The organism is Sphingobium fluminis (assembly GCF_037723805.1).
Classification (GTDB): Bacteria; Pseudomonadota; Alphaproteobacteria; order Sphingomonadales; family Sphingomonadaceae; genus Sphingobium.
Map to the genome: position 1 here is coordinate 145,080 of NZ_JBBJUK010000006.1, position 21,197 is coordinate 166,276.

Consider the following 21,197-nt stretch of genomic DNA (forward strand, 5'->3'; position numbering starts at 1 on the left):
ACAGATTGGCACGAAAGCGGGGCGCTCCCCCGCTGCATCCGGAGTGCCCTGTTGGCCCGCAAATTTCTCTACGCCATTGCGGCCCTCATCGTGCTGGTGATCGCGGCGCTGCTGGTCTACCGCATCTGGGGCCAGCAACTCATCCGTTTCGTGATGGTGCCGCGCTCATCCTTCGAGCCGATCGCGGCGCTGCCAGCCAACGCCTATGACAGCCCGGACATGTGGATCGCGCGGCCCGACCGGCGCAAGGATAATCCCGCACTCTGGCTCCCCGATGGCTTCAAGGATGGACTGGTTCCGCAAAAAGCGGCCGTCTTCTTCATCCACCCGACGTCGTACATCACATTCGGCAAGGCGCACTGGAACATGCCGTTCGCCGACAAGGAAGCGCGAGAAACCGCCCGCGCTTTCGCGCGAACGCAGGCCAGCGCGTTCAACGGGGTCGGCGACATCTGGGCACCGCGCTATCGTCAGGCCAATTTCGGGGCATTCCTGACAGACAGGCAGGAGGGTGAACGCGCGCTCGAGGCAGCATATAAGGATGTCGAGGCAGCCTTCGCCGCCTTCCTCAAGGCCAATCCTGCCGGCCCCATCATCCTCGCGGGGCACAGCCAGGGATCGGGCCATCTGATGCACCTGTTGAAGGATCATGTCGCCGGGACTCCGGTCGCAAAGCGGGTCGCCGCCGTCTATGCCGTTGGTTACCCGCTGTCGGTGGAAGCGGACCTGCCTGCACTTGGCCTGCCCGCCTGCGCCCGTCGCAGCCAGGCCCATTGCATCGTCTCCTGGCAAAGCTATGCCGAGCCGGCCGATCCCTCGCCGATCCTCGCGCGCTTCGAAAAAGGCTACGGGCTGACCGGCAAGCCGCGCGCGGGCACGCATATGCTGTGCACCAACCCGATCACCGGCGCGTTCAACGGGGCCGCCCCTGCCAGCGCCAACCGCGGCACCCTGTCGGATCATCAGGATGGCAAACCCGTCCGCCTGATCGCCGGCGCGGTGCCGGCGCGCTGCGACACCAGCGGCGTACTGATGATCGGCGATCCGCCCGATCTTGGCCCCTACACGCTGCCGGGCAATAATTATCACGTCTACGACTATGCCCTGTTCTGGGGTAATGTGCGGATCGACGCCAAAGAGCGGCTTGCCGCTTTCCTCCAATGATGACCGCCGCGATCCTCACGACCGACCGCGCCTTGTTTCGCGAAGCGCTGCCCATGGGCGGCCGCCTGCTTGGGCTGGATGTCGGCACGAAAACCATCGGGCTCGCGCTCTGCGACGCCGGATGGTCGATCGCCAGCCCCGCCCACACCATCGCGCGTGGCAGGTTCAGCAAGGACAAGGCTGTCCTTACCGCCTTCATCACCCAGCAGCAGGTCAAGGGCCTCGTCATCGGCCTGCCGCTCAACCTCGACGGCCGGGGCAGTCCACGCAGCCAGGCCAGCCGCGCCTTTGGCCAGAATCTCGCCGATCTCGGCCTGCCTATCCTGCTATGGGATGAACGCTGGTCGACCCAGGCCGTCACCCGCACGCTGATCGAAGCAGACGCCAGCCGCGCCCGCCGCAGCGAACTGGTCGACAAGCTGGCCGCGAGCTATATTTTACAGGGTGCGATCGACGGCCTTGCCGGCGGGATGTGACCGGGCGCTCGCCTCAATCCACCACCCAGCGCGCGCGCTCGATCCCTTGTGCATAAAGCAGCACGGACAGGTCGCCATGGACTATCTCCGCCGCCGCCGCCGCGCGCGTGACCGGCTTGGCGTGATAGGCAACGCCCAGTCCCGCCCCCTCGATCATCGGAATGTCGTTCGCACCATCGCCGACCGCCAGGGTCAGCGCGCGGTCGATCCCGCCCGCGATCGCCGCTTCCAGTTCCGCCCGCTTGCGCGCAGCATCCACGATCGGCAGTGTGACAGTGCCGAGCAACGCGCCATCGGCAATCTCCAGCACATTGGCCACCGCCCTGTCGAAGCCGATTTCGTCCGCCACCGGCCCGGTGAACCGGGTAAAGCCGCCCGACACCAGCAGCGTCCTTGCCCCACGCGCCTTCATCGTGCGGACCAGCGCCTTCGCGCCGGGCATGATCCTCACCCGTTCAACGCGGCAGCGGTCGATCGCCGCATCCTCCAGCCCCTTGAGCAGTGCTACCCGTCCATGCAGCGCGCCGGCAAAATCCAGCTCTCCGCGCATCGCTCGCTCGGTGATCTCCGCGACCTGTGCCTTGATCCCGGCATAATCGGCTAGCTCGTCGATGCACTCGACGGTGATCATGGTCGAATCCATATCGGCGATCAGCAGCGCCTTTTCGCGCGTGGCGAGCGCCTGGACGATTACGTCGACGCCATCGCCCAATCCGGACAAAACCGCGCGCGCGCCCATCGGGTCGGCCGTGAAAAACATATCCGCCGCCTTGTCGCGATCGATCCAGGCCTCGCCCTCGGGCGCACAGCCCGCTTCGCGCAGCCGGTCGGCCGCTTGCGCAATATCCCCCTGCCGCAGGGCGGCGCTTGCCACTAAGGTCGCGACGAACATGCTCACTCCTGATCCACAGCCAAGCGACTCCCGGCCGCGCGTCGCGCTTATTGCCGGGCCGACCGCCAGCGGCAAGAGCGCCCTTGCGCTCGCGCTCGCGCAAGCCGCCAACGGCACGGTCATCAACGCCGACGCCAGCCAGGTCTATGCCGATCTGCAAATCCTGTCGGCCCGCCCGACCGTCGAAGAGATGAACGCCGCGCCCCATCGCCTGTTCGGCCATATCGACGGCGCGCAAGCCTGCACCGCCGCGCGCTGGGCGGAGGAAGCGCGCGCCGAGATCGACCGCGCCCATGGCGACGGACGGCTACCGATATTGACCGGCGGCACCGGCCTCTACATCCGCACGCTGCTCGACGGCATCGCGCCCGTACCGGACATCGACCCCGATATTCGCGCGACCGTCCGTGCGCTCCCCGTCGCGCAAGCCCATGCGGCGCTCGCCATCGAAGATCCGCCAGCCGCCGCCCGGCTCGCCCCCACCGACTCGACCCGCGTCGCCCGCGCGCTGGAAGTCGTCCGCTCGACCGGTAGGGCGCTTTCCGCGTGGCAGGCGGTAAAGACCGGCGGCATCGGCGATCGCATCGCCCTCTCGCCGCTCATCCTCCTGCCCCCGCGCGACTGGCTGATCACCCGCTGTGACCGGCGTTTCGGCGAGATGATCGCTGGCGGCGCGGTGGAAGAGGTCGAAGCCCTGCTCGCGCGCGATCTTCATCCTGACCTGCCGGTGATGCGCGCCATCGGCGTGCCCGACATACGCGCCTGGCTTGGCGGCGAAATCGATCGCGACACCATGCTCGAACGCGGCCGGATCGCTACACGCCAATATGCCAAGCGCCAGTTCACATGGTTTTCGCGCCAGCCTCCCGCCGCCTGGCCACGGGAAATGCGACATATTGATAATGAGATCATGGGTGAATTGGTTCGTATATTACAATAATTGATGTTGACGAGCCATTTTATATCAAATAGGGGCGACCATCTTGCCTTCATGCGTCGCTTGGCGCATGGGGCGCAGCTTGCATCATCGGAAGGATTTATCGTGGCCGAAAAAAGCGGCGCGGACATATTGGTTGAGTGCCTGATCGATCTCGGGGTCGAGGTCGTGTTCGGCTATCCCGGCGGCGCGGTTCTTCCGATCTACGACGCGCTGTTCAATCATCCGAAAATCCGCCACATATTGGTCCGCCACGAACAGGGCGCGACCCATATGGCGGAGGGCTATGCCCGCTCGACCGGCAAGCCGGGCGTCGTGCTGGTCACTTCGGGTCCCGGCGCGACCAACGCCGTTACCGGGATCACCGATGCGCTCATGGATTCGATTCCCATGGTCGTCATCACGGGTCAGGTGCCAACCCAGCTGATCGGCACCGACGCTTTTCAGGAAGCCGATACGGTCGGCATCACGCGCCACTGTTCCAAGCATAATTATCTGGTGAAGGACCCCGGCAAGCTGGCCGGCGTCATTCATGAAGCGTTCCATATCGCCACCACCGGTCGCCCCGGGCCGGTCGTCGTCGACATCCCCAAGAACGTCCAGATTGCGACCGCGCCTTATCAGGGTTCACCCGAGCCGGTCGCGCATCCCAGCTACCGCCCCCAGACGAAGGCCGATCCGGTCGCGATCGACACGGCGGTCGAGATGCTGGCGGCGGCGGAGCGGCCGATCTTCTACACCGGCGGCGGCGTCATAAATTCGGGACCGCAGGCAAGCGAATTGCTGCGCGAACTGGCGGCTATGACCGGCGCACCCGTCACCTCGACGCTGATGGGCCTCGGCGCATTTCCTGCCTCCTCGCCGCAATGGCTGGGCATGCTCGGCATGCACGGCACGTATGAGGCGAATTTCGCGATGAACCGCGCCGACCTTATCGTCTGCGTCGGCGCGCGCTTCGATGACCGCGTGACCGGGCGGCTCGATGCGTTCAGCCCCAACAGCCGGAAAATCCACATCGATATCGACCGCAGCTCGATCAACAAGACGGTCGAGATCGACCTGCCGGTCGTCGCCGATGTCGCGAGCGCGCTGACCGACATGATCGCCCTGTGGAAACAGCGCGGCCATGAACGGGTCGACCTGACCGAATGGTGGGCGCGGATCGACGGCTGGCGCGCACAAAAGAGCCTCGCCTACCCCGAGAGCCGCGACGAAATCATGCCGCAAAAAGCGATCGCCCGGCTTTACGCGGCGTCGCGCTCGGCGAGCGACGTCATCATCACGACCGAAGTCGGGCAGCATCAGATGTGGGCGGCCCAGCATTTCGGTTTCGACGCACCCAATAAATGGCTGACGTCCGGGGGGCTTGGCACCATGGGCTATGGCTTCCCGGCCGCCATCGGCGCGCAGGTCGGCAACCCCGACAGCCTCGTCGTCTGCGTCGCGGGCGATGCCTCGATCCAGATGAACATCCAGGAAATGGGCACGGCGAGCCAGTATCGCCTGCCGGTCAAGATATTCATCCTCAACAATGAATATATGGGCATGGTCCGCCAGTGGCAGGAACTGACCTATGAAAGCCGCTATTCCAACAGCTACTCCGACAGCCTTCCCGACTTCGTGAAGCTGGCCGAAGCCTATGGCTGGACCGGCATCCGCATCGAAAATGTGGACGAGCTGGATGACGGCATCGCCCGGATGATCGATACGCCCGGCCCCGTGATCGTCGATTGCCGCGTGGCAAAGCTGTCCAACTGCTTCCCGATGATCCCGTCTGGCGCGGCCCATACCGAAATGCTGCTCGATCCCAATCAGATCGCGGGCATCATGTCGGACGAGGCGAAGGCACTGGTGTGACGGACCATCTGAAGCTCCGCGTCCATGTGTCGGAGCCATGGGATTTCGAACGGATCGCAGGCTCTGCGGAACTGACCGGCTGGACCATCGACCATGCCGATCCGGATAATGAGGAATGGGAAGTGCATCTCGACCACGCCATCGATGTCAACGATCGGCACATCACGACATTGCTGGCCGGGCCGCGCTATGTCGGCGAGCATCTCTCGCGCATGTTCGACGCGGTCACCGGCTTTCCGGTTCGCCTCGCCCATCGGCAGGATGACGGCTGGCACTATGCCTATACGGCGATGATTTCGCAGCGCCACGACGAAACGGATAACGGGGCAGGCCACTGATGCATATTCAGGAAGAACTCAGCCAGCGGCACGTCCTGTCGCTGACCGTGTCCAACGAAGCGGGCATATTGGCGCGCATCGCGGGGCTTTTCACGGCGCGCGGCTATAATATCGACAGCCTCACGGTGGCGGACATCACCCCCGATCATGCGATCAGCCGCATCACCATCGTCACGGGCGGCCCGCCCAAGGTGATCGACCAGATCATCGCCCAGCTTGAGCGCCTCATCCCCGTTCACAAGGTGATCGACCTGACCGACAGCGGCCCCTTCGTCGAACGCGAACTGGCGCTGGTCAAGGTCGCCGGCGTCGGCGAGGACCGGATCGAGGCGCTTCGTCTCGCCGACGTGTTCCGCGCGAAGGTGGTCGACACCACGATCGAAAGCTTCATTTTCGAAATCACCGGGCCGACCGACAAGATCGACAGTTTCGTGTCGCTGATGCGCCAGATCGGCCTGGTCGAGGTCGGCCGCACCGGCGTCGTCGGCCTCATCCGGGGCAAGGATCCGGTCTGAGCTTTTATCGCGTCGCTCGGACGACGCATCATTTCACTTAGTCTAACGCCTCCCGCATGGGAGGACGAGAAGGGGATTACACATGAAGGTTTATTACGATCATGATGCGGATATCGGCCTGATCAAGGGCAAGAAGGTCGCGATTCTCGGCTATGGCAGCCAGGGTCACGCCCATGCCCAGAATCTGCGCGACAGCGGCGTCGCCGAAGTCGCCATCGCGCTGCGTCCCGGCTCCGCCAGCGCCAAGAAGGCCGAGGGTGCAGGCTTTAAGGTGCTGCCGAACGCGGAAGCCGCCGCATGGGCCGACGTGCTCATGATCCTGGCCCCGGACGAGCATCAGGCCGCCATCTATGCCGATGACATCCACGCCAATATGAAGCCCGGCGCGGCGCTCGCCTTCGCCCATGGCCTCAACGTCCATTTCGGTCTGATCGAGCCGCGCAAGGACATCGACGTCATCATGATCGCGCCCAAGGGACCCGGCCACACCGTGCGTTCCGAATATCAGCGCGGCGGCGGCGTCCCCTGCCTGATCGCGATCGCGCAGGATTCGACCGGCAACGCGCATGACATCGCCCTGTCCTACGCCTCGGGCGTTGGCGGCGGCCGCAGCGGCATCATCGAAACCAATTTCCGCGAGGAATGCGAAACCGACCTGTTCGGCGAGCAGGCCGTCCTGTGCGGCGGCGCCACGGCACTGGTCCAGGCCGGCTTCGAAACCCTGGTCGAAGCGGGCTACGCGCCTGAAATGGCCTATTTCGAATGCCTCCACGAACTCAAGCTGATCGTCGACCTGATGTATGAAGGCGGCATCGCCAACATGCGCTATTCGATCTCGAACACCGCCGAATATGGCGACATCAAGACCGGCCCTCGCATCATCACCGAAGAGACCAAGAAGGAGATGAAGCGCGTGCTCGCCGACATCCAGTCGGGCCGCTTCGTCAAGGATTTCGTCCTCGACAACCGCGCCGGTCAGCCGGAACTCAAGGCGAGCCGAATCGCGGCCAAACGCCATCCGATCGAGGAAACCGGCGCCAAGCTGCGCGCCATGATGCCGTGGATCGCCGCCAACAAGCTGGTGGATCAGGAAAAGAACTGACGGCCACGAACCGGCCGTCACCCCGGCGGAGGCCGGGTTCGGTGCGATTTCGACGCCGGTTCGGCGAAGGTAAGAGGGGAACGATCCGTTTCCCGTTTACGCTCTGGCACTTCATGGGGACGTCGCCTATTCTGGTGGCGTCCCCTGACCGTTCTGGAGAAATGCCCATGCGCAAATTCCTGATCCCCGCCACCGCCCTTTTCGCCCTTGCCGGCGGCACCCTCGCCATCGCGCAGATGCCGACCTCCGCTCCCGGATCGAAAGACCCCGCCAAGGTCACGGGCGGCAATTATACGATCGAGCCGGGCCACACCCAGATCCTCTTCGCCTATGACCATATGGGCTTTTCCAACAATATCGGCATCATCGCCCGCCCCAGTGGCACCCTGACGATCGACCTCAAAAACCCCTCCGCCGACAAGGTCTCCGTCACCGTGCCCGTGGCGAACCTGACCACGGGCATCCCGGCGCTCGACCAGCATCTCGCCAAGCCCGAATTTTTCGACGCGGCCAAATTCCCGACTGCGACCTTCGTGTCGACCGCAGTGAAGGTGGAGGGCACGAGCGCCGAAATCGCCGGCAACCTCACCATCAAGGGCATCACCAAGCCGGTCACGCTAGACGCGGAGTTCTACGGCGCGGGCAAGGGGCCACCCCAGATGGGCGGCAAGGAAAATGTCGGCTTCGTCGCCACCGGATCGATCAAGCGCAGCGATTTCGGCATGGGCTATGGCGTGCCAGTGGTCGGCGATGCGATCGAGCTGAAAATCGTCGCAGCCTTCAATAAATAATAGAGCGGACCGTGCGCCGCCTCGCTCAGCTCACCCTGCTTTCGGGCATGATGGCGCTTGTGCCGGCGGCGGCGGTCTCGCAGGAGGCGTCCCTCTACACACCCGGCCGCTATCAGGTCGATGCCACCGCGACGAAGGCGCATTTTCACGTGAAAGCGCTGGTCAGTAGCTATGAGGGCGATTTCGTCGCGCCCGGAGGATCGGTAGCGATCGAGGAAAGCCATCCCGACCGCGCTATCGTCGACATCCGCTTTCCCGTCGACAGGCTGACCACAGGCGATGCATCCACAGACGCAATGCTGAAGGGCGACAGCTTTTTCGACATGACGCATTTCCCGACCGTCCGGTTCGAAGCGACGGACGCCCCGCTCGCAAGCGCGCATGCGGCCACGCCCATTGCCGGACAATTGACCATGCACGGGCAAACCCATCCGGTCACGGTCTCCATCCGCCTGATCGGCGTAACCCCTGATGAGGCGCGAGGGCCATCGATGCTGCACTTCGCGGGCACCCTGACCGTCGATCGCAGCCAGTTTGGAATGGGCTTTGGCCGTCCCTTCGTGTCCGACAGGGTCGATCTGACCATCGACGCACTATTTCATCGGTCCTGATCGATCCGCGAATAAACGGCTTTACCGATTATCACGGTTGAGGCTATGAACCGGGCATCATGCAGCGCGCGCTCCTTCCCCTGCTTCGACTTACACGCCCTTAGGCGTGGTTTTTCCGTTGTCCTTCGCTTATGGGCAACGACGTAACGCCTAAGGGCTCTTCGCCAAGCAGATGTTGACGCAGGACGCGCGCAGCGCGGACTTGCATGCCGAAAAGTAGCTTATCCGATGATGCTAAACGATCCTTCCCAGAAATACCGACCCTTCCCTCAGGTCGACCTGCCCGATCGCACGTGGCCGACCCGGACCATCACCGCCCCGCCCCGCTGGCTCTCGACCGATCTGCGCGACGGCAACCAGTCGCTGATCGACCCGATGAATGCGGAGAAAAAGACCCGCTTCTTCGACCTGCTGCTCAAGGTCGGCGTCAAGGAGATCGAGGTCGGCTTCCCCGCCGCCGGCGCGACCGAGTTCGATTTCATCAGCGGGCTGGTGCGCGACGATCGCATTCCCGACGATGTGCTGGTTCAGGTACTGACCCAGGCGCGCGAGGACCTGATCGCCACGACCTTCGAATCCCTGCGCGGCGCGAAACAGGCGATCGTCCACGTCTATAACGCGGTATCGCCTGCATGGCGGCGCATCGTGTTCGGCATGGAGCGGCCGCAGATCAAGGAGATCGCGATCACCGCCGCCAAGCTGCTGCGCGACAACGCCGCCGCGCAGCCGAACACCGACTGGTTTTTCGAATATAGCCCCGAAACCTTTTCCACGGCCGAGCTGGATTTCAGCCTCGAATGCTGCGAGGCGGTGATGGATATCCTGCAACCTACGCCGCAAAAGCCGCTGATCCTCAATCTGCCCGCGACGGTCGAGGCGGCGACGCCGAACATCTACGCCGACCAGATCGAATGGATGTGCCGCCACATTTCGCGCCGCGACAGCGTCGTCATCTCGCTCCATCCGCATAATGATCGCGGCACCGGCGTCGCGGCGGCCGAACTGGGCCTGATGGCAGGCGCCGACCGCATCGAAGGTTGTCTGTTCGGCAATGGCGAACGCACCGGCAATTGCGACATCGTGACGGTGGCGCTCAACATGTATACGCAGGGGATCAACCCGGCGCTCGACTTCTCCGACATCGACGAGGTCATCCAGACGGTCGAATATTGCAACCAGTTGCCGGTCCATCCGCGCCACCCCTATGCCGGCGAACTGGTGTTCACCGCTTTTTCCGGCAGCCATCAGGATGCGATCAAGAAGGGTTTCGCCGCGCAGGACGCGCGCAACGACCTGCTCTGGGACGTGCCCTATCTGCCGATCGACCCCAAGGATCTGGGCCGCGACTATGAAGCGGTGATCCGCGTCAATTCACAGTCGGGCAAGGGCGGCGTCGCCTGGGTGCTGCAACAGGATAAGGGTCTCAAGCTGCCCAAGCGCATGCAGGCCGATTTCAGCCGCGTGGTTCAGGGCGTCGCCGACGAAACCAGCCGCGAACTCAATGCGGCCGATATCTGGACGGCGTTCCAGGATCATTATCGCTGGTCGGGCGAACAGCCCTATGCCCTCATCGACTATCATGAGAGCGGCGTCGCGGGAGACCGCATATTCGTAGGCAAGATCGCCTATCAGGGCGGCGAGCGGAGCATCTCCGGGCGCGGCAACGGCCTGCTCTCCTCGGTACTGGCGGCGCTGCGCGACGAACTGGGCGTGGAGCTCGACATCGCCGACTATAGCGAACATGCCGTTGGGGCCGGAACCGACGTCAACGCCGCGGCCTATGTCGAATGCCGCACGCCGGACGGACGTACGGTCTTCGGCGCGGGCCTCGACAGCGACGTCGCCACGGCATCGGTCAAGGCGGTCCTCTCCGCCGCCAATGCGATCGCGGCGGTGCGCGCGGCTTGATCCCCCGGCTGCGCTCGCCTTGAATGGGGGGTTAGCGTGAAGACCCGTATCAAAGCTGCCTGCGATCGTCGGGAATATCGGTATCTGATGAGGCTTCGTTGATGATGGCACTTGTTCCCCGGCGCAGGCCGGGGTCCAGGAGTCCCAAAGCACCCCCGTCGTCATCATGGCCCCGGCTTTCACCGGGGGAATTGCCTGTCAGATCGCAACCGATGCAATCTGTTGCTAGCGCGTCGCGACCATGGTCGGCAGGCGCGAAGGCATTTTGGACGAGACCGCCTATCATGGCGAAACCACCCTTTTTACGGTCTGACTGGACCGCCTGTCCTATCGCCTTTGCCTGCGCTATGATGACCTCTCAGAACAACAATATTTCAAGCCTGAGACATAAATGGTCGAATTGTGCGGGAAATATGCGAAGTTAAGGCGGATCATTGACTCATCAGGTTCATATCATCGGCGGCGGGCTCGCCGGTTCCGAAGCGGCATGGCAACTTGCGCGGGCGGGCATTCGCGTTCGCCTGTCGGAAATGCGTGGGACTGGCGACATGTCGCCTGCGCACCAGACCGAGGGGCTCGCCGAACTGGTCTGCTCGAACAGCTTCCGCTCGGACGATGCCGACAAGAATGCGGTCGGCTTGCTTCATCAGGAAATGCGCCGGCTCGACTCCCTCATCATGGCGCAGGCGGAACCGGCCAAAGTGCCCGCAGGGTCGGCGCTGGCCGTCGACCGTCATGTCTTTTCAAGCGGTGTGACCCGCGCCTTGTCCGACCATCCGTTGGTTGAGATCGTCCGCGAACGGATCGATGCGCTCCCCACCGAGGGCATGACCATCGTCGCCACCGGTCCCCTGACCGCACCTGCTCTCGCGACCAGCATCGGCGCGGCGGCGGGCATGGATCACCTCGCCTTCTTCGACGCCATCGCCCCGGTCGTCCATTTCGACAGTATCGACATGGACCAGTGCTGGATGGCCAATCGCTGGGACAAGATCGGTCCCGGCGGCGGCGAGGGTAAAGATTATATCAATTGCCCGATGGACAAGGACCAGTATCAAACCTTCGTTCAGGGCCTCATCGACGGCGAAAAGACGCAGTTCAAGGAATGGGAAACGAACACCCCCTATTTCGAAGGCTGCATGCCGATCGAAGTCATGGCATCGCGCGGACCCGAGACGCTTCGCCACGGCCCGATGAAGCCGATGGGCCTCGACAATCCAAAGACCGGGCGCTGGCCCTATGCCGTGGTCCAGTTGCGGCAGGATAATGCGAGCGGCACGCTGTGGAACATGGTCGGCTTTCAGACCAAGCTCAAACATGGCGCGCAGGTCGAGTTGTTCCGCACTATTCCCGGCCTTCAAAATGCCGAGTTCGCGCGGCTAGGCGGCCTTCACCGCAACACCTTCATTCAGAGTCCCAAGCTGCTCGACGCCACCCTCCGTCTGAAGACCGCACCGCATATCCGCTTCGCCGGACAGATGACGGGTTGCGAGGGCTATGTCGAAAGCGCCGCGATCGGCCTGCTCGCCGGGCGCTTCGCCGCCGCCGAACTGCTAGGGACCCCGTTCGTCCCGCCACCCGTCGATACCGCGCTGGGCGCGCTGCTCGGCCACGTCACGGGCAATGTCGCAACCGCCGATTATCAGCCGATGAACGTCAATTTCGGGCTGTTTCCGGCACTCGAAGACGTCAAGAAAAAGCAACGAAAGGAAGCCTATACCGCCCGCGCCCGCGCCTCGCTCGGCGAATGGCTCGGCGAGCTGCTGCCCGCCTGACGGCTCAGCATTTGCACTTGGGCCTGGCGCTCCGCCTGGGCGCGGTGGCGGCAAATTCGGCAGGCGTCAGCTTGCCATCCTTGTCGCCATCGGCCGCACCGAAACGGTCAGACGTCGCGACCGCCCACTCCTCGAAAGACAGGAGATTATCCTTGTCGATATCCAGCGCCTTGAACGCCTTGGTCCGGCTGCCCAGCATCTCCACCCGCGTGATGACGCCGTCACGATTGCGGTCGTAACGGGCGAAGCGCTTCTGTTCCCGGCTCTGCGGGCTGGCCTCGCCCGGCATCGGCGGTGCTTCCCCGACCGCATCGGCATCGCCCTCGGGCAGCGCCTCGACCTGCGGCGGCGGAGCGGGAGCGCTGACCGCCAGCGACGCTGCCTCGGTACTCGCTTGCCCCTGCCACCAGAACAGTCCGCCTGCCACCAACAGCAATGCCGCCATCGATCCTGCCAGAAACCGCCTCATCATCCCCCCTTCGCCGACAACCACAGCACCCGCATATAAAGACCGGGCGTCAAGCCCAGCGGCGCCGCCCTTCCCCGCCGCACGTCATGGCTTGCCAGGCCGGTCAGCAGGCGCAAAGCTTTCCACTGTCGCGGCCACTTCACCCCTTCGAGCGCTGCCAGTTCCCTGCGGGCCAGCACGATCGCCCGTTGCTGCAAGCGATTGTCCCGGACATGTCCCGACAGGTCCCAATATGCCCATAATCGGCCCGCCGCGGCAAGCCATGAGGGCGCTTGCGACGCACGCCCAAGCGCCGCGAACAGACCCCCACCGCGTCCGTCCGCATAGTCCTTCAGCCCGGCATCATCCCATTCGTCGTTGAGCAGCGCCTCCCAGCCGCCCAACAATGATTGCAAGGCCGGCAATCCCGCCACCCCCTCAATGCGGAGCGCATCAAGCAGCGGATCGCCTCTCCCGGTGGCCCCACTCGCCTCGCCGAGCGCTTCTTCCCACCAGACGATTCGCATCTGCCCGATCAGGGGATCGCGCGTCGACCGAATGATGCCGGCCAGCCGCGTATCGAGCGACCAGATCAGGCTGTCCGCCCTTCGATGGGCCGGCGAAGCATATACGAGGATCAATCGTGGCAACGCCGGCAAGGGATCAATCATTTCGGTCATGGAATATAGGCGCTCCCCTGCCGCCCGCTGACATTATCAGGCTGTTAACCACGCCCGTCATACTCATTGCAACGACTGCCAATCTAAAAGCGATCATTGGATACCGGTTCGTGCCGGCACAGACGAAGCAGGACAATGCGGGGTATGGGCAAAAGTTCAGGGCCGTGGAAGGGTTTTCTGACCCGGCTGCGCAGCAACCAGGCGGGCAATACGCTCGCCATCGTCGCTGCGGCGATCATTCCCCTCTTAGGCCTCGTCGGCGGAGGAATCGACATGAGCCGAATTTACCTGACCAAAGCACGTATGCAACAGGCTTGTGACGCAGGCGCGTTGGCGGGTAGAAAGCAGATGGGATCGGGAGCCTGGACTGCCAATAGCAGCAAGGCGAACATCGTTGCACTTCAATTGTTCGACGCTAACTTCACGGACGGCGCTTATGGAACGGGGAGCCGGACGCGCAGCTATAGCGAGAGCAACGGGAAGGTCACAGGTACAGCTTCCGTCCCCGTGCCGATGACGATCATGAAGGTTTTCGGGCAGACCTCCAAAACCATCAACGTTACATGCGATGCCGAAATGCGCCTGCCTAACACCGATGTCATGTTCGTTCTCGATAATACCGGATCCATGGGCGAAACCAATGTCGGTGACACGGATACGAAAATCAACGGCCTGAAGAAGGCTGTTAAATGTTTTTACGAAGCCTTGATGAAAGTGGATACGAGCGCCGATTGCGGTAGCACGCCCTCAGGGACGAACGGCAGCACAGTTCAACTGCGCTTCGGTTTTGTACCCTATAGCGTCAACGTCAATGTTGGCAAGCTACTGAACAATGACTGGATTGCCAACAATTGGACCTACCAAAGTCGGTATTTCACGGGATCAGCTGGTGCCTGGGGCAATTGGCAGTCCATCGCAGCAAGCTGGGGAAGTTGCCCCGCCGACACGGCGACTACACAGTACCGCAACCGCACCAATGGTAATATTTTCGGCTTCGCTTACTGCAGCGCAGGCGACTATCGGACGGTGAGTGGAGGCTCAACACAATATACCTATGATGCGCGCAGTTGGGATATCAGCGGGCTAAAAGCCGGTGGAAGTAGCTGGAATGACTCAGTGTCGCTGCCGGTCGGCAGCGGTGGCGCCAATATCTCGGTCGACTGGGATGGCTGCGTCGAGGAACGCCAGACGGTACGCGCAAGCAGCTACGACCCTATTCCGGCTAATGCCTATGACCTCAACATTGATATGGTGCCAAATGTGTCCGATCCGACGACACAATGGGGTCCAATGCTGCCCGGTGCGGTGTGGGGCCGCGTCAATAATGGCGGACAGAACAATTATTCGAGCGTCACGACGTCAAACGACCTTGATCACAACAATGATTATTATTGCCCTGCGCCAGCGAAAAAACTGCAAACTTACCCTACGGCTTCACCATTCGAGACGTATGTAAATTCGCTGGTGCCTACAGGCAACACATATCATGACATCGGCCTGATATGGGGTGCCCGATTGTTGTCTCCTACAGGCATTTTCGCAAGCGAAAACGCCTTTACGCCTAATGGAGGAACGATCGAGCGCCATCTGATCTTCATGACGGATGGCGACACTGTAACCGATAATGATAATTATACGGCCTATGGTGTTCCATGGTGGGATCGTCGCACGACAGCAGCCTCGGCCAGCCCGACCAACACTCAATTGACCGACCAAGTTAATATGCGCTTTCTTGCTATGTGCAAAGCCATTAAGAATAAGAACATAACTCTATGGGTCATTTCTTTCGGCAGCGGGGTGAGCACGACCGCACAAACTAATTTGCAAAACTGCGCCAGTACCGGCCGTTACTATACCGCGTCGAACAGCGCTCAATTGATTAATCAGTTCAAGGCTATTGCTGATGAAATCTCTCAACTCAGGCTCACAAACTGATGCCGCCGCTCCGATTTTTCTTACAGATATCTGTCAGCCAGCGGGGGCTGTCTGTCACCGAATTTGGATTAATCGCTCCTATACTCGCCGTCATGCTAATGGGTGTTCTCGACATGGGGCACACCTTATACATGCAGTCGGTGCTGCAAGGTGCGATGCAAAAAGCGGCGCGAGATGCCAGTTTGGAAACGGGTACTCAGTCAAGCATCCAAGCCGCTATCGACGCTTCGGTCACAGATCAGGTGCAGAAGCTGGCCCGCGCAGCCACGGTCACGATCTCTCGTAACAATTTCCGCGACTATAGCAAGGCTGCGACGCCTGCAATGGAACCCTTTACGGACACCAACGGCAACGGCACTTGTAACGGCGGCGAGCCATATGAAGACAGTAATAATAGCGGGTCATGGGACACTGACAACGGGCGGACCGGTCAGGGTGGCGCTCAGGACAATGTCGTCTATGTGGCCAAGGTGGTCTATCCTCGCCTTTTTCCGTTAATGCGCATGGTTGGCCTACCCGTAAATGTAACCCTCAATGCCTCGACCGCACTCATAAATCAGCCATATGGCGATCAGGCGTCAGTCACTATTAGGAATTGTCCATGAAAATGGTCAGCCGGCTATTCACACTCAGTCGCAACTGTTCGGGCATAGCCGTGGTCGAATTCGCTCTATGTTTGCCGTTCGTGGTGCTCACGACCATGGCAGCAGCGGAACTCACCAACTTCACTACGACGAAAATGCGCATCAGCCAGCTGGCACTCCAGATAGCAGACAATGCGTCCCGCATCGGTACTGGTACGGTCTTGTCTAACAAGACGATCAGTGAAAAGCAGATCAATGACATTCTAACCGGCGCTAACTTGCAAGCTGCCAAGCTGGGATTATTCGCCAATGGTCGGATAATTTTGTCCAGCCTGCAGCCGGGGGCAGCCACGAATACCTACATCGTAAAGTGGCAACGATGCAAAGGCGCAAAAAATTTCACCTCAACAAACTATTACACGGCTGGAGCCACAGAGCGGAGTTCCGACCCTGCTAATGCAGCAAATCCATATAAGGTCACGCCGCCACCGTCGGGCGCCGTCATGTTCGTTGAGATCAGCTATAATTATCAGCCGCTGATAGGAACGCGTTTCCAACCCTTCTCAGAAATTCGAGAGACTGCTGCAATGACGGTGCGTGACAATCGCGATTACGCTGGCGGCACAAGCGGCATATATAATACGGAAAACGCCCCAGTCGCCAGTTGCTCAACCTTTTCAGCAACCTGAATCTGTTAGTCTGGAAAGATTAGAATCGGCAGCGCCCAGTTAGTTCCTATAGCACACCTTTTTCGCCGCCTCGACGACCCGCGCCGCGTCCACCAGCGCCGCTTTTTCGAGATTTGCCGCATAGGGCATCGGCACATCTTCATTCGTGACGCGCAGTACCGGGGCATCGAGATCGTCGAAACCATGCTCCATGACGACAGCGGCGATTTCCGACGCGATGGAACAGACCGGCCAGCCTTCCTCCACCACGACCATGCGATTGGTCTTCTTCAGGCTTTCGAGCACGGTTGCCGTATCGAGCGGGCGTAAGGTTCGCAGATCCACGACTTCCGCCTCTATGCCTTCAGCCGCCAGCGCTTCGGCCGCTTCTAGCGCGACGCCGATCCCGATCGAATAGCTGACCAAAGTCACGTCCGCGCCCTCGCGCACGATGCGCCCCTTGCCGATGGGCAAGACAAAATCGTCGACTTTCGGCACATCGAAGCTGCGGCCGTATACGAGTTCATTTTCCAGAAACACGACCGGGTCGTCCGACCGGATCGCGGCCTTGAGCAAGCCCTTGGCATCGGCCGCATCATAGGGGGCGATGACGATCAACCCGGGCACGGCGGCGTACCATGGGCCGTAATTCTGGCTGTGCTGCGCGCCCACCCGGCTGGCCGCGCCATTGGGGCCGCGAAAGACGATCGGGCAGCGCATCTGCCCGCCGGACATATAGTTGGTCTTGGCGGCCGAGTTGATGATGTGGTCGATCGCCTGCATGGCGAAATTAAACGTCATAAATTCGATGATCGGCTTCAGGCCACCCATGGCCGCGCCCGCGCCGATACCGGCAAAGCCATATTCCGTGATGGGCGTGTCGATAACGCGCTTGCCGCCGAATTCCTCCAGCAAGCCCTGCGTCACCTTGTACGCGCCCTGATATTCGGCGACCTCCTCGCCCATGACAAAGACGCGGTCATCCTTACGCATCTCTTCGGCCATCGCGTCGCGCAAGGCTTCGCGAACCGTTGTCCTGACAAATTCGGTGCCGTGAGGAATGTTGGGGTCAACTACGGCAGGCTTGATATCGCTCGCCAGTTTGGAGGTGCCGCTCTCCGCCTTCCTGGGCGCCTCGGGTGTCGGGTCGGCGTCGACCGGCGCACTTTTCACGGCCTTGCTAGTGACGGCCAGTTTGTCGGCCGTTGGGGTTTGACCAGCATCGTCGCTCACACCCGCCATTGTGGCAATGACTGTGCCGACCTTTACGCCCTCTGTTCCTGCAACCACCATGATCTTGCCGATCCGGCCCTCATCGACAGCTTCGAATTCCATCGTCGCCTTGTCTGTCTCGATCTCGGCAAGAATGTCGCCCGACTGCACTTCATCGCCTTCCTTGACCAGCCATTTGGTGAGCGTTCCCTCTTCCATCGTCGGCGAGAGCGCTGGCATCTTGATCTCGATACCCATCAATATTGCTCCACCAGAACGTCGGTATAAAGTTCGGACAAGCCTGGCTCAGGCGAGCTTTCGGCAAAATCAGCGGCTTCGGCCACGATCTTGCGGATATCCTGGTCGACCTTCTTAATGTCTTCTTCAGTCAACCCAGCAGCCAGAAGATGCTTCTTGACGCCCTCGATCGGGTCTGACTTTTCGCGCATCGACTGCACTTCCTCGCGCGATCGATATTTGGCGGGGTCCGACATGGAATGGCCGCGATAGCGATAGGTCTTCATTTCGAGGAGGATCGGGCCTTTGCCATCCTTAACCCATTTCAACGCTTCCTCGACGGCGCCCCGAACCGCAAGCACATCCATGCCGTCGACTTGAACGCCCGGAATGCGGAAGCTTTCGCCGCGCCGGTACAACTGGTCTTCGGCAGACGAGCGATGGACGCTCGTACCCATGGCATATTGATTATTCTCGATGACATAAATCATCGGCAGCTTCCAAAGCTCCGCCATGTTGAAGCTTTCATAGACCTGCCCCTGATTGGCCGCGCCATCGCCGAAATAGGCGACACACACGCCGCCATCCTCACGATATTTATGCGCAAAGCCAAGGCCCGTGCCAAGCGACACCTGTGCACCCACGATGCCGTGGCCCCCGTAAAATTTATGTTCGACGCTGAACATGTGCATCGAACCGCCCTTGCCACGCGAAATCCCAGCCTCGCGACCCGTCAGTTCCGCCATGATGACTTTGGGATCGATGCCATAGGCTAACATGTGCCCATGGTCGCGATAGCCGGTTATTACACTGTCCTTACCGGGCTGAAGTGCAGACTGGACACCCACAGCGACCGCTTCCTGGCCGATATAGAGATGGCAAAAACCACCCACGAACCCGAGCCCGTATAGCTGCCCTGCCTTTTCCTCGAACCGCCGGATCAATACCATCTGCCGATAAAATTCCAGCAGCTCTTCCTTCGATGCGGCATAGTCCGTCGGCGCCGCCGGGCGGGGCTGGTTATGGTCTGCGCCAACCGGGCTTTGCGCCTTCGCCTTTGCACGCGTCGCGCGCGGCGTTGATGGTTTCGCCAAGGCTGTCATCCTTTTGCGTTCGAGGATTTGAACAACAGCGATTTGGGGGATAGCCCGCGCAAATGCAACGCCTGTGGCCCCCTCCGCGGATTTCAGTTCAGGGGAATGATCACTTCGTCATGATGGACGACGCCCAATTGACGGCGGATCAGCTCATCGCTCAAATCCGGATCGACGCGCCGGGGATCGAGCAGGTCGACGCGATTGCCGAGTTCTCGCCGCTGGGCCTGAACCTGCGTCAATTGCGCGCGTGCATTTTGCAACTGCCGCGAATAATCGCCCCAGGCAAGGACCCCGCTGGACCCCAGCACGACATAGCCGGCAAAAAACAGCAGCAGCAGAACTGCAATGGCCGGGCCAAAGGCTGAAAACAGGAGGGATCGAAGCTTAGCGATGTGCGCCATGGCAAAGATGAATCATATCAGTGGGTTGGCCGCAAGCGAAAAATATCAATCTGCGGCCAATCGTGGTTTATGGTCTCATTGGAAGATCGAACGGCCTGCATAGACCGCGATATCGCCCAGTTCTTCCTCGATGCGGATTAGCTGATTATATTTGGCGAGCCGATCGGACCGGGCGAGCGAGCCGGTCTTAATCTGACCGCAGTTGGTAGCGACGGCGAGGTCCGCGATGGTCGCGTCCTCCGTCTCGCCCGAACGATGCGACATGACCGCCGTATATCGAGCACGATGCGCCATATTCACCGCCGCCAGTGTCTCTGTCAGCGTGCCGATCTGGTTGACCTTCACGAGCAGCGAGTTAGCCAGTCCCTTGCCAATGCCCATCGACAGACGAGCCGGGTTGGTTACGAACAGATCGTCGCCGACCAGTTGCACCTTCTGACCGATCTTGTCGGTCAGCGCTTTCCAGCCTTCGAAATCATCTTCGCTCATACCGTCTTCGATCGACTTGATCGGATAGTCTGCGGTGAGCGCGGCTAGATAATCGGCCATTTCGACGGGACTGAGCGAAAGGCCCTCGCCGGAAATTTCATAGCGGCCGTTCCGGAAGAATTCCGTTGCGGCGCAATCGAGCGCCAGCACGACATCGTCGCCCGGGGTATAGCCTGCCTTTTCCACCGACTGCATGATGAAGTCGAGGGCGTCACGCGTGGACGCGAGATTGGGAGCAAAGCCGCCCTCATCGCCCACTGCTGTCGCGAGGCCTTTGTCATGCAGGCCCTTTTTGAGGGTATGGAAAATTTCCGAACCGATCCGCACCGCGTCTGCCAGGCTTTCGGCGCCGACCGGCATGATCATGAATTCCTGGAAGTCGATCGGGTTGTCGGCATGCTCGCCGCCGTTGATGATGTTCATCATCGGGACCGGCAGCACATGGGCGGACACGCCGCCGACATACCGATAGAGCGGCAGGCCGCGCGCATCGGCCGCCGCCTTCGCCACTGCGAGGCTCACGCCCAGAATGGCGTTGGCACCGAGCCTCGACTTATTATCGGTTCCATCGAGCGCGATCATGGCGGCATCCACCTCGCCCTGATCCTCGGCGTCTAGACCGACAATCTCTCCGGCGATGTCGTCATTCACCGATGCGATCGCCGATAATACGCCTTTGCCAAGATATTTCGACGCGTCGCCATCCCGCTTTTCCACGGCCTCATAAGCGCCGGTGGAGGCGCCCGACGGGACCGCGGCTCGGCCAAAGCTGCCATCTTCCAGCATCACATCGACCTCGACCGTGGGGTTGCCTCGGCTATCGAGTATCTGGCGGGCGTGAATATCGAGAATGGCGGTCATGGTCGCTCCCTGAACTAAAGCCCGTATGCGGCCGGGCGCCTGATGCCGCTCCGCTTAGCCAGAGGCCTCAGGATTGGCAATGCGGGGGCTTGCCAAGCCTGAAAAAATCCCGATGCTCAAAATGATACGGCAACGGAACTGTTGGCTGGGGCCGCGCATTAGGAACATCGATCTCCGGGCACGCCCTGCGACCCATGACACGCTTTTAAAGGAGACCTA

General features: G+C 61.3%; 21 protein-coding genes. 14 read left to right on the forward strand and 7 right to left on the reverse strand.

What is annotated here, in order from left to right; genetic code table 11:
- Window positions 1-51: 51 nt before the first annotated feature.
- Window positions 52-1,164, forward strand: a complete 1,113-nt coding sequence (locus tag WG907_RS15345; protein ID WP_340234148.1) for a DUF3089 domain-containing protein — start codon at window positions 52-54, stop codon at window positions 1,162-1,164.
- Window positions 1,161-1,640: a Holliday junction resolvase RuvX gene (gene ruvX, locus WG907_RS15350; protein WP_340234149.1), complete on the forward strand. Its 480-nt coding sequence runs from the start codon at window positions 1,161-1,163 to the stop codon at window positions 1,638-1,640. The genes WG907_RS15345 and ruvX overlap by 4 nt, the downstream gene beginning before the upstream one ends.
- Window positions 1,641-1,653: 13 nt before the next feature.
- Here ruvX and serB read toward each other — a convergent pair whose 3' ends face one another.
- Window positions 1,654-2,532 (reverse strand): phosphoserine phosphatase SerB, encoded by an 879-nt coding sequence (serB, locus tag WG907_RS15355; RefSeq protein WP_340234150.1) that lies wholly within the window; start codon window positions 2,530-2,532, stop codon window positions 1,654-1,656.
- Between serB and miaA the strand changes: the two genes are divergently transcribed.
- From miaA to trmFO, 9 genes are all read left to right on the forward strand, one after another.
- Complete coding sequence (gene miaA / locus WG907_RS15360; protein WP_340234151.1) at window positions 2,531-3,472, forward strand: tRNA (adenosine(37)-N6)-dimethylallyltransferase MiaA; 942 nt, start codon at window positions 2,531-2,533, stop codon at window positions 3,470-3,472. The two genes, serB and miaA, sit on opposite strands and share 2 nt — an antisense overlap.
- 102 nt (window positions 3,473-3,574) lie before the next feature.
- The gene (locus WG907_RS15365) at window positions 3,575-5,326 is read left to right on the forward strand and encodes an acetolactate synthase 3 large subunit (RefSeq protein WP_340234153.1); all 1,752 of its coding nucleotides are present in this window, start codon (window positions 3,575-3,577) and stop codon (window positions 5,324-5,326) included.
- Complete coding sequence (locus WG907_RS15370; RefSeq protein WP_340234155.1) at window positions 5,323-5,664, forward strand: hypothetical protein; 342 nt, start codon at window positions 5,323-5,325, stop codon at window positions 5,662-5,664. The genes WG907_RS15365 and WG907_RS15370 overlap by 4 nt, the downstream gene beginning before the upstream one ends.
- Window positions 5,664-6,179, forward strand: a complete 516-nt coding sequence (gene ilvN / locus WG907_RS15375) for an acetolactate synthase small subunit (protein WP_340234157.1) — start codon at window positions 5,664-5,666, stop codon at window positions 6,177-6,179. Before WG907_RS15370 ends, ilvN begins: the two co-directional genes overlap by 1 nt.
- Window positions 6,180-6,261: 82 nt before the next feature.
- The gene (gene ilvC, locus WG907_RS15380) at window positions 6,262-7,281 is read left to right on the forward strand and encodes a ketol-acid reductoisomerase (RefSeq protein ID WP_340234159.1); all 1,020 of its coding nucleotides are present in this window, start codon (window positions 6,262-6,264) and stop codon (window positions 7,279-7,281) included.
- A 167-nt stretch (window positions 7,282-7,448) separates the two neighbouring features.
- On the forward strand, window positions 7,449-8,072 hold the full coding sequence (locus WG907_RS15385; protein WP_340234161.1) for a YceI family protein: 624 nt from the start codon (window positions 7,449-7,451) through the stop codon (window positions 8,070-8,072).
- A gap of 11 nt (window positions 8,073-8,083) precedes the next feature.
- Window positions 8,084-8,683, forward strand: coding sequence for a YceI family protein (locus WG907_RS15390; protein ID WP_340234163.1), 600 nt, complete (start codon window positions 8,084-8,086; stop codon window positions 8,681-8,683).
- A gap of 228 nt (window positions 8,684-8,911) precedes the next feature.
- Window positions 8,912-10,591 (forward strand): 2-isopropylmalate synthase, encoded by a 1,680-nt coding sequence (leuA, locus tag WG907_RS15395; protein ID WP_340234165.1) that lies wholly within the window; start codon window positions 8,912-8,914, stop codon window positions 10,589-10,591.
- A 434-nt stretch (window positions 10,592-11,025) separates the two neighbouring features.
- Complete coding sequence (gene trmFO / locus WG907_RS15400) at window positions 11,026-12,366, forward strand: methylenetetrahydrofolate--tRNA-(uracil(54)-C(5))-methyltransferase (FADH(2)-oxidizing) TrmFO (protein ID WP_340234167.1); 1,341 nt, start codon at window positions 11,026-11,028, stop codon at window positions 12,364-12,366.
- Window positions 12,367-12,370: 4 nt separating this feature from the next.
- Here the strand turns inward: trmFO and WG907_RS15405 are convergent, their stop codons facing one another.
- Both WG907_RS15405 and WG907_RS15410 read right to left on the reverse strand, forming a co-directional pair.
- Window positions 12,371-12,835, reverse strand: a complete 465-nt coding sequence (locus tag WG907_RS15405; protein WP_340234169.1) for an EF-hand domain-containing protein — start codon at window positions 12,833-12,835, stop codon at window positions 12,371-12,373.
- A complete protein-coding gene (locus WG907_RS15410; RefSeq protein ID WP_340234171.1) occupies window positions 12,835-13,494 on the reverse strand; it encodes a hypothetical protein in 660 nt (219 codons plus the stop codon). Before WG907_RS15410 ends, WG907_RS15405 begins: the two co-directional genes overlap by 1 nt.
- Before the next feature lie 144 nt (window positions 13,495-13,638).
- Here WG907_RS15410 and WG907_RS15415 point away from each other — a divergent pair, with 144 nt between their 5' ends.
- The 3 genes from WG907_RS15415 to WG907_RS15425 are packed head-to-tail and all read left to right on the forward strand — an operon-like array spanning window position 13,639 to window position 16,702.
- Window positions 13,639-15,429 carry a pilus assembly protein TadG-related protein gene (locus WG907_RS15415; protein WP_340234173.1) on the forward strand — a complete coding sequence of 597 codons (1,791 nt, stop codon included), beginning with the start codon at window positions 13,639-13,641 and terminating at the stop codon, window positions 15,427-15,429.
- Window positions 15,429-16,034 carry a TadE/TadG family type IV pilus assembly protein gene (locus tag WG907_RS15420; RefSeq protein WP_340234174.1) on the forward strand — a complete coding sequence of 202 codons (606 nt, stop codon included), beginning with the start codon at window positions 15,429-15,431 and terminating at the stop codon, window positions 16,032-16,034. The genes WG907_RS15415 and WG907_RS15420 overlap by 1 nt, the downstream gene beginning before the upstream one ends.
- Window positions 16,031-16,702, forward strand: coding sequence for a TadE/TadG family type IV pilus assembly protein (locus tag WG907_RS15425; protein WP_340234175.1), 672 nt, complete (start codon window positions 16,031-16,033; stop codon window positions 16,700-16,702). Before WG907_RS15420 ends, WG907_RS15425 begins: the two co-directional genes overlap by 4 nt.
- A 39-nt stretch (window positions 16,703-16,741) precedes the next feature.
- Here the strand turns inward: WG907_RS15425 and WG907_RS15430 are convergent, their stop codons facing one another.
- The 4 genes from WG907_RS15430 to eno form a co-directional block, all read right to left on the reverse strand.
- A complete protein-coding gene (locus WG907_RS15430) occupies window positions 16,742-18,151 on the reverse strand; it encodes a pyruvate dehydrogenase complex E1 component subunit beta (RefSeq protein WP_340234177.1) in 1,410 nt (469 codons plus the stop codon).
- A complete protein-coding gene (gene pdhA / locus WG907_RS15435; RefSeq protein ID WP_340234178.1) occupies window positions 18,151-19,224 on the reverse strand; it encodes a pyruvate dehydrogenase (acetyl-transferring) E1 component subunit alpha in 1,074 nt (357 codons plus the stop codon). Before pdhA ends, WG907_RS15430 begins: the two co-directional genes overlap by 1 nt.
- A 92-nt stretch (window positions 19,225-19,316) precedes the next feature.
- Window positions 19,317-19,628: an FtsB family cell division protein gene (locus WG907_RS15440; RefSeq protein ID WP_340234180.1), complete on the reverse strand. Its 312-nt coding sequence runs from the start codon at window positions 19,626-19,628 to the stop codon at window positions 19,317-19,319.
- Window positions 19,629-19,703: 75 nt separating this feature from the next.
- Entirely contained in the window at window positions 19,704-20,978 is a 1,275-nt protein-coding gene (gene eno, locus WG907_RS15445; RefSeq protein WP_340234182.1) for a phosphopyruvate hydratase, read from the reverse strand.
- Window positions 20,979-21,197 lie beyond the last annotated feature (219 nt).

Bases quoted from the DNA above. Each gene is read 5' to 3' on its own strand.
- ruvX (WP_340234149.1), top strand. From the start codon at position 1,161: ATGATGACCGCCGCGATCCTCACGACCGACCGCGCCTTGTTTCGCGAA.
- WG907_RS15410 (WP_340234171.1), bottom strand. From the start codon at position 13,494: ATGACCGAAATGATTGATCCCTTGCCGGCGTTGCCACGATTGATCCTC.
- ilvN (WP_340234157.1), top strand. From the start codon at position 5,664: ATGCATATTCAGGAAGAACTCAGCCAGCGGCACGTCCTGTCGCTGACC.
- miaA (WP_340234151.1), top strand. From the start codon at position 2,531: ATGCTCACTCCTGATCCACAGCCAAGCGACTCCCGGCCGCGCGTCGCG.
- WG907_RS15430 (WP_340234177.1), bottom strand. From the start codon at position 18,151: ATGGGTATCGAGATCAAGATGCCAGCGCTCTCGCCGACGATGGAAGAG.
- ilvC (WP_340234159.1), top strand. From the start codon at position 6,262: ATGAAGGTTTATTACGATCATGATGCGGATATCGGCCTGATCAAGGGC.
- WG907_RS15415 (WP_340234173.1), top strand. From the start codon at position 13,639: ATGGGCAAAAGTTCAGGGCCGTGGAAGGGTTTTCTGACCCGGCTGCGC.
- eno (WP_340234182.1), bottom strand. From the start codon at position 20,978: ATGACCGCCATTCTCGATATTCACGCCCGCCAGATACTCGATAGCCGA.
- WG907_RS15425 (WP_340234175.1), top strand. From the start codon at position 16,031: ATGAAAATGGTCAGCCGGCTATTCACACTCAGTCGCAACTGTTCGGGC.
- WG907_RS15405 (WP_340234169.1), bottom strand. From the start codon at position 12,835: ATGAGGCGGTTTCTGGCAGGATCGATGGCGGCATTGCTGTTGGTGGCA.
- serB (WP_340234150.1), bottom strand. From the start codon at position 2,532: ATGTTCGTCGCGACCTTAGTGGCAAGCGCCGCCCTGCGGCAGGGGGAT.
- WG907_RS15440 (WP_340234180.1), bottom strand. From the start codon at position 19,628: ATGGCGCACATCGCTAAGCTTCGATCCCTCCTGTTTTCAGCCTTTGGC.
- WG907_RS15385 (WP_340234161.1), top strand. From the start codon at position 7,449: ATGCGCAAATTCCTGATCCCCGCCACCGCCCTTTTCGCCCTTGCCGGC.
- WG907_RS15420 (WP_340234174.1), top strand. From the start codon at position 15,429: ATGCCGCCGCTCCGATTTTTCTTACAGATATCTGTCAGCCAGCGGGGG.
- leuA (WP_340234165.1), top strand. From the start codon at position 8,912: ATGATGCTAAACGATCCTTCCCAGAAATACCGACCCTTCCCTCAGGTC.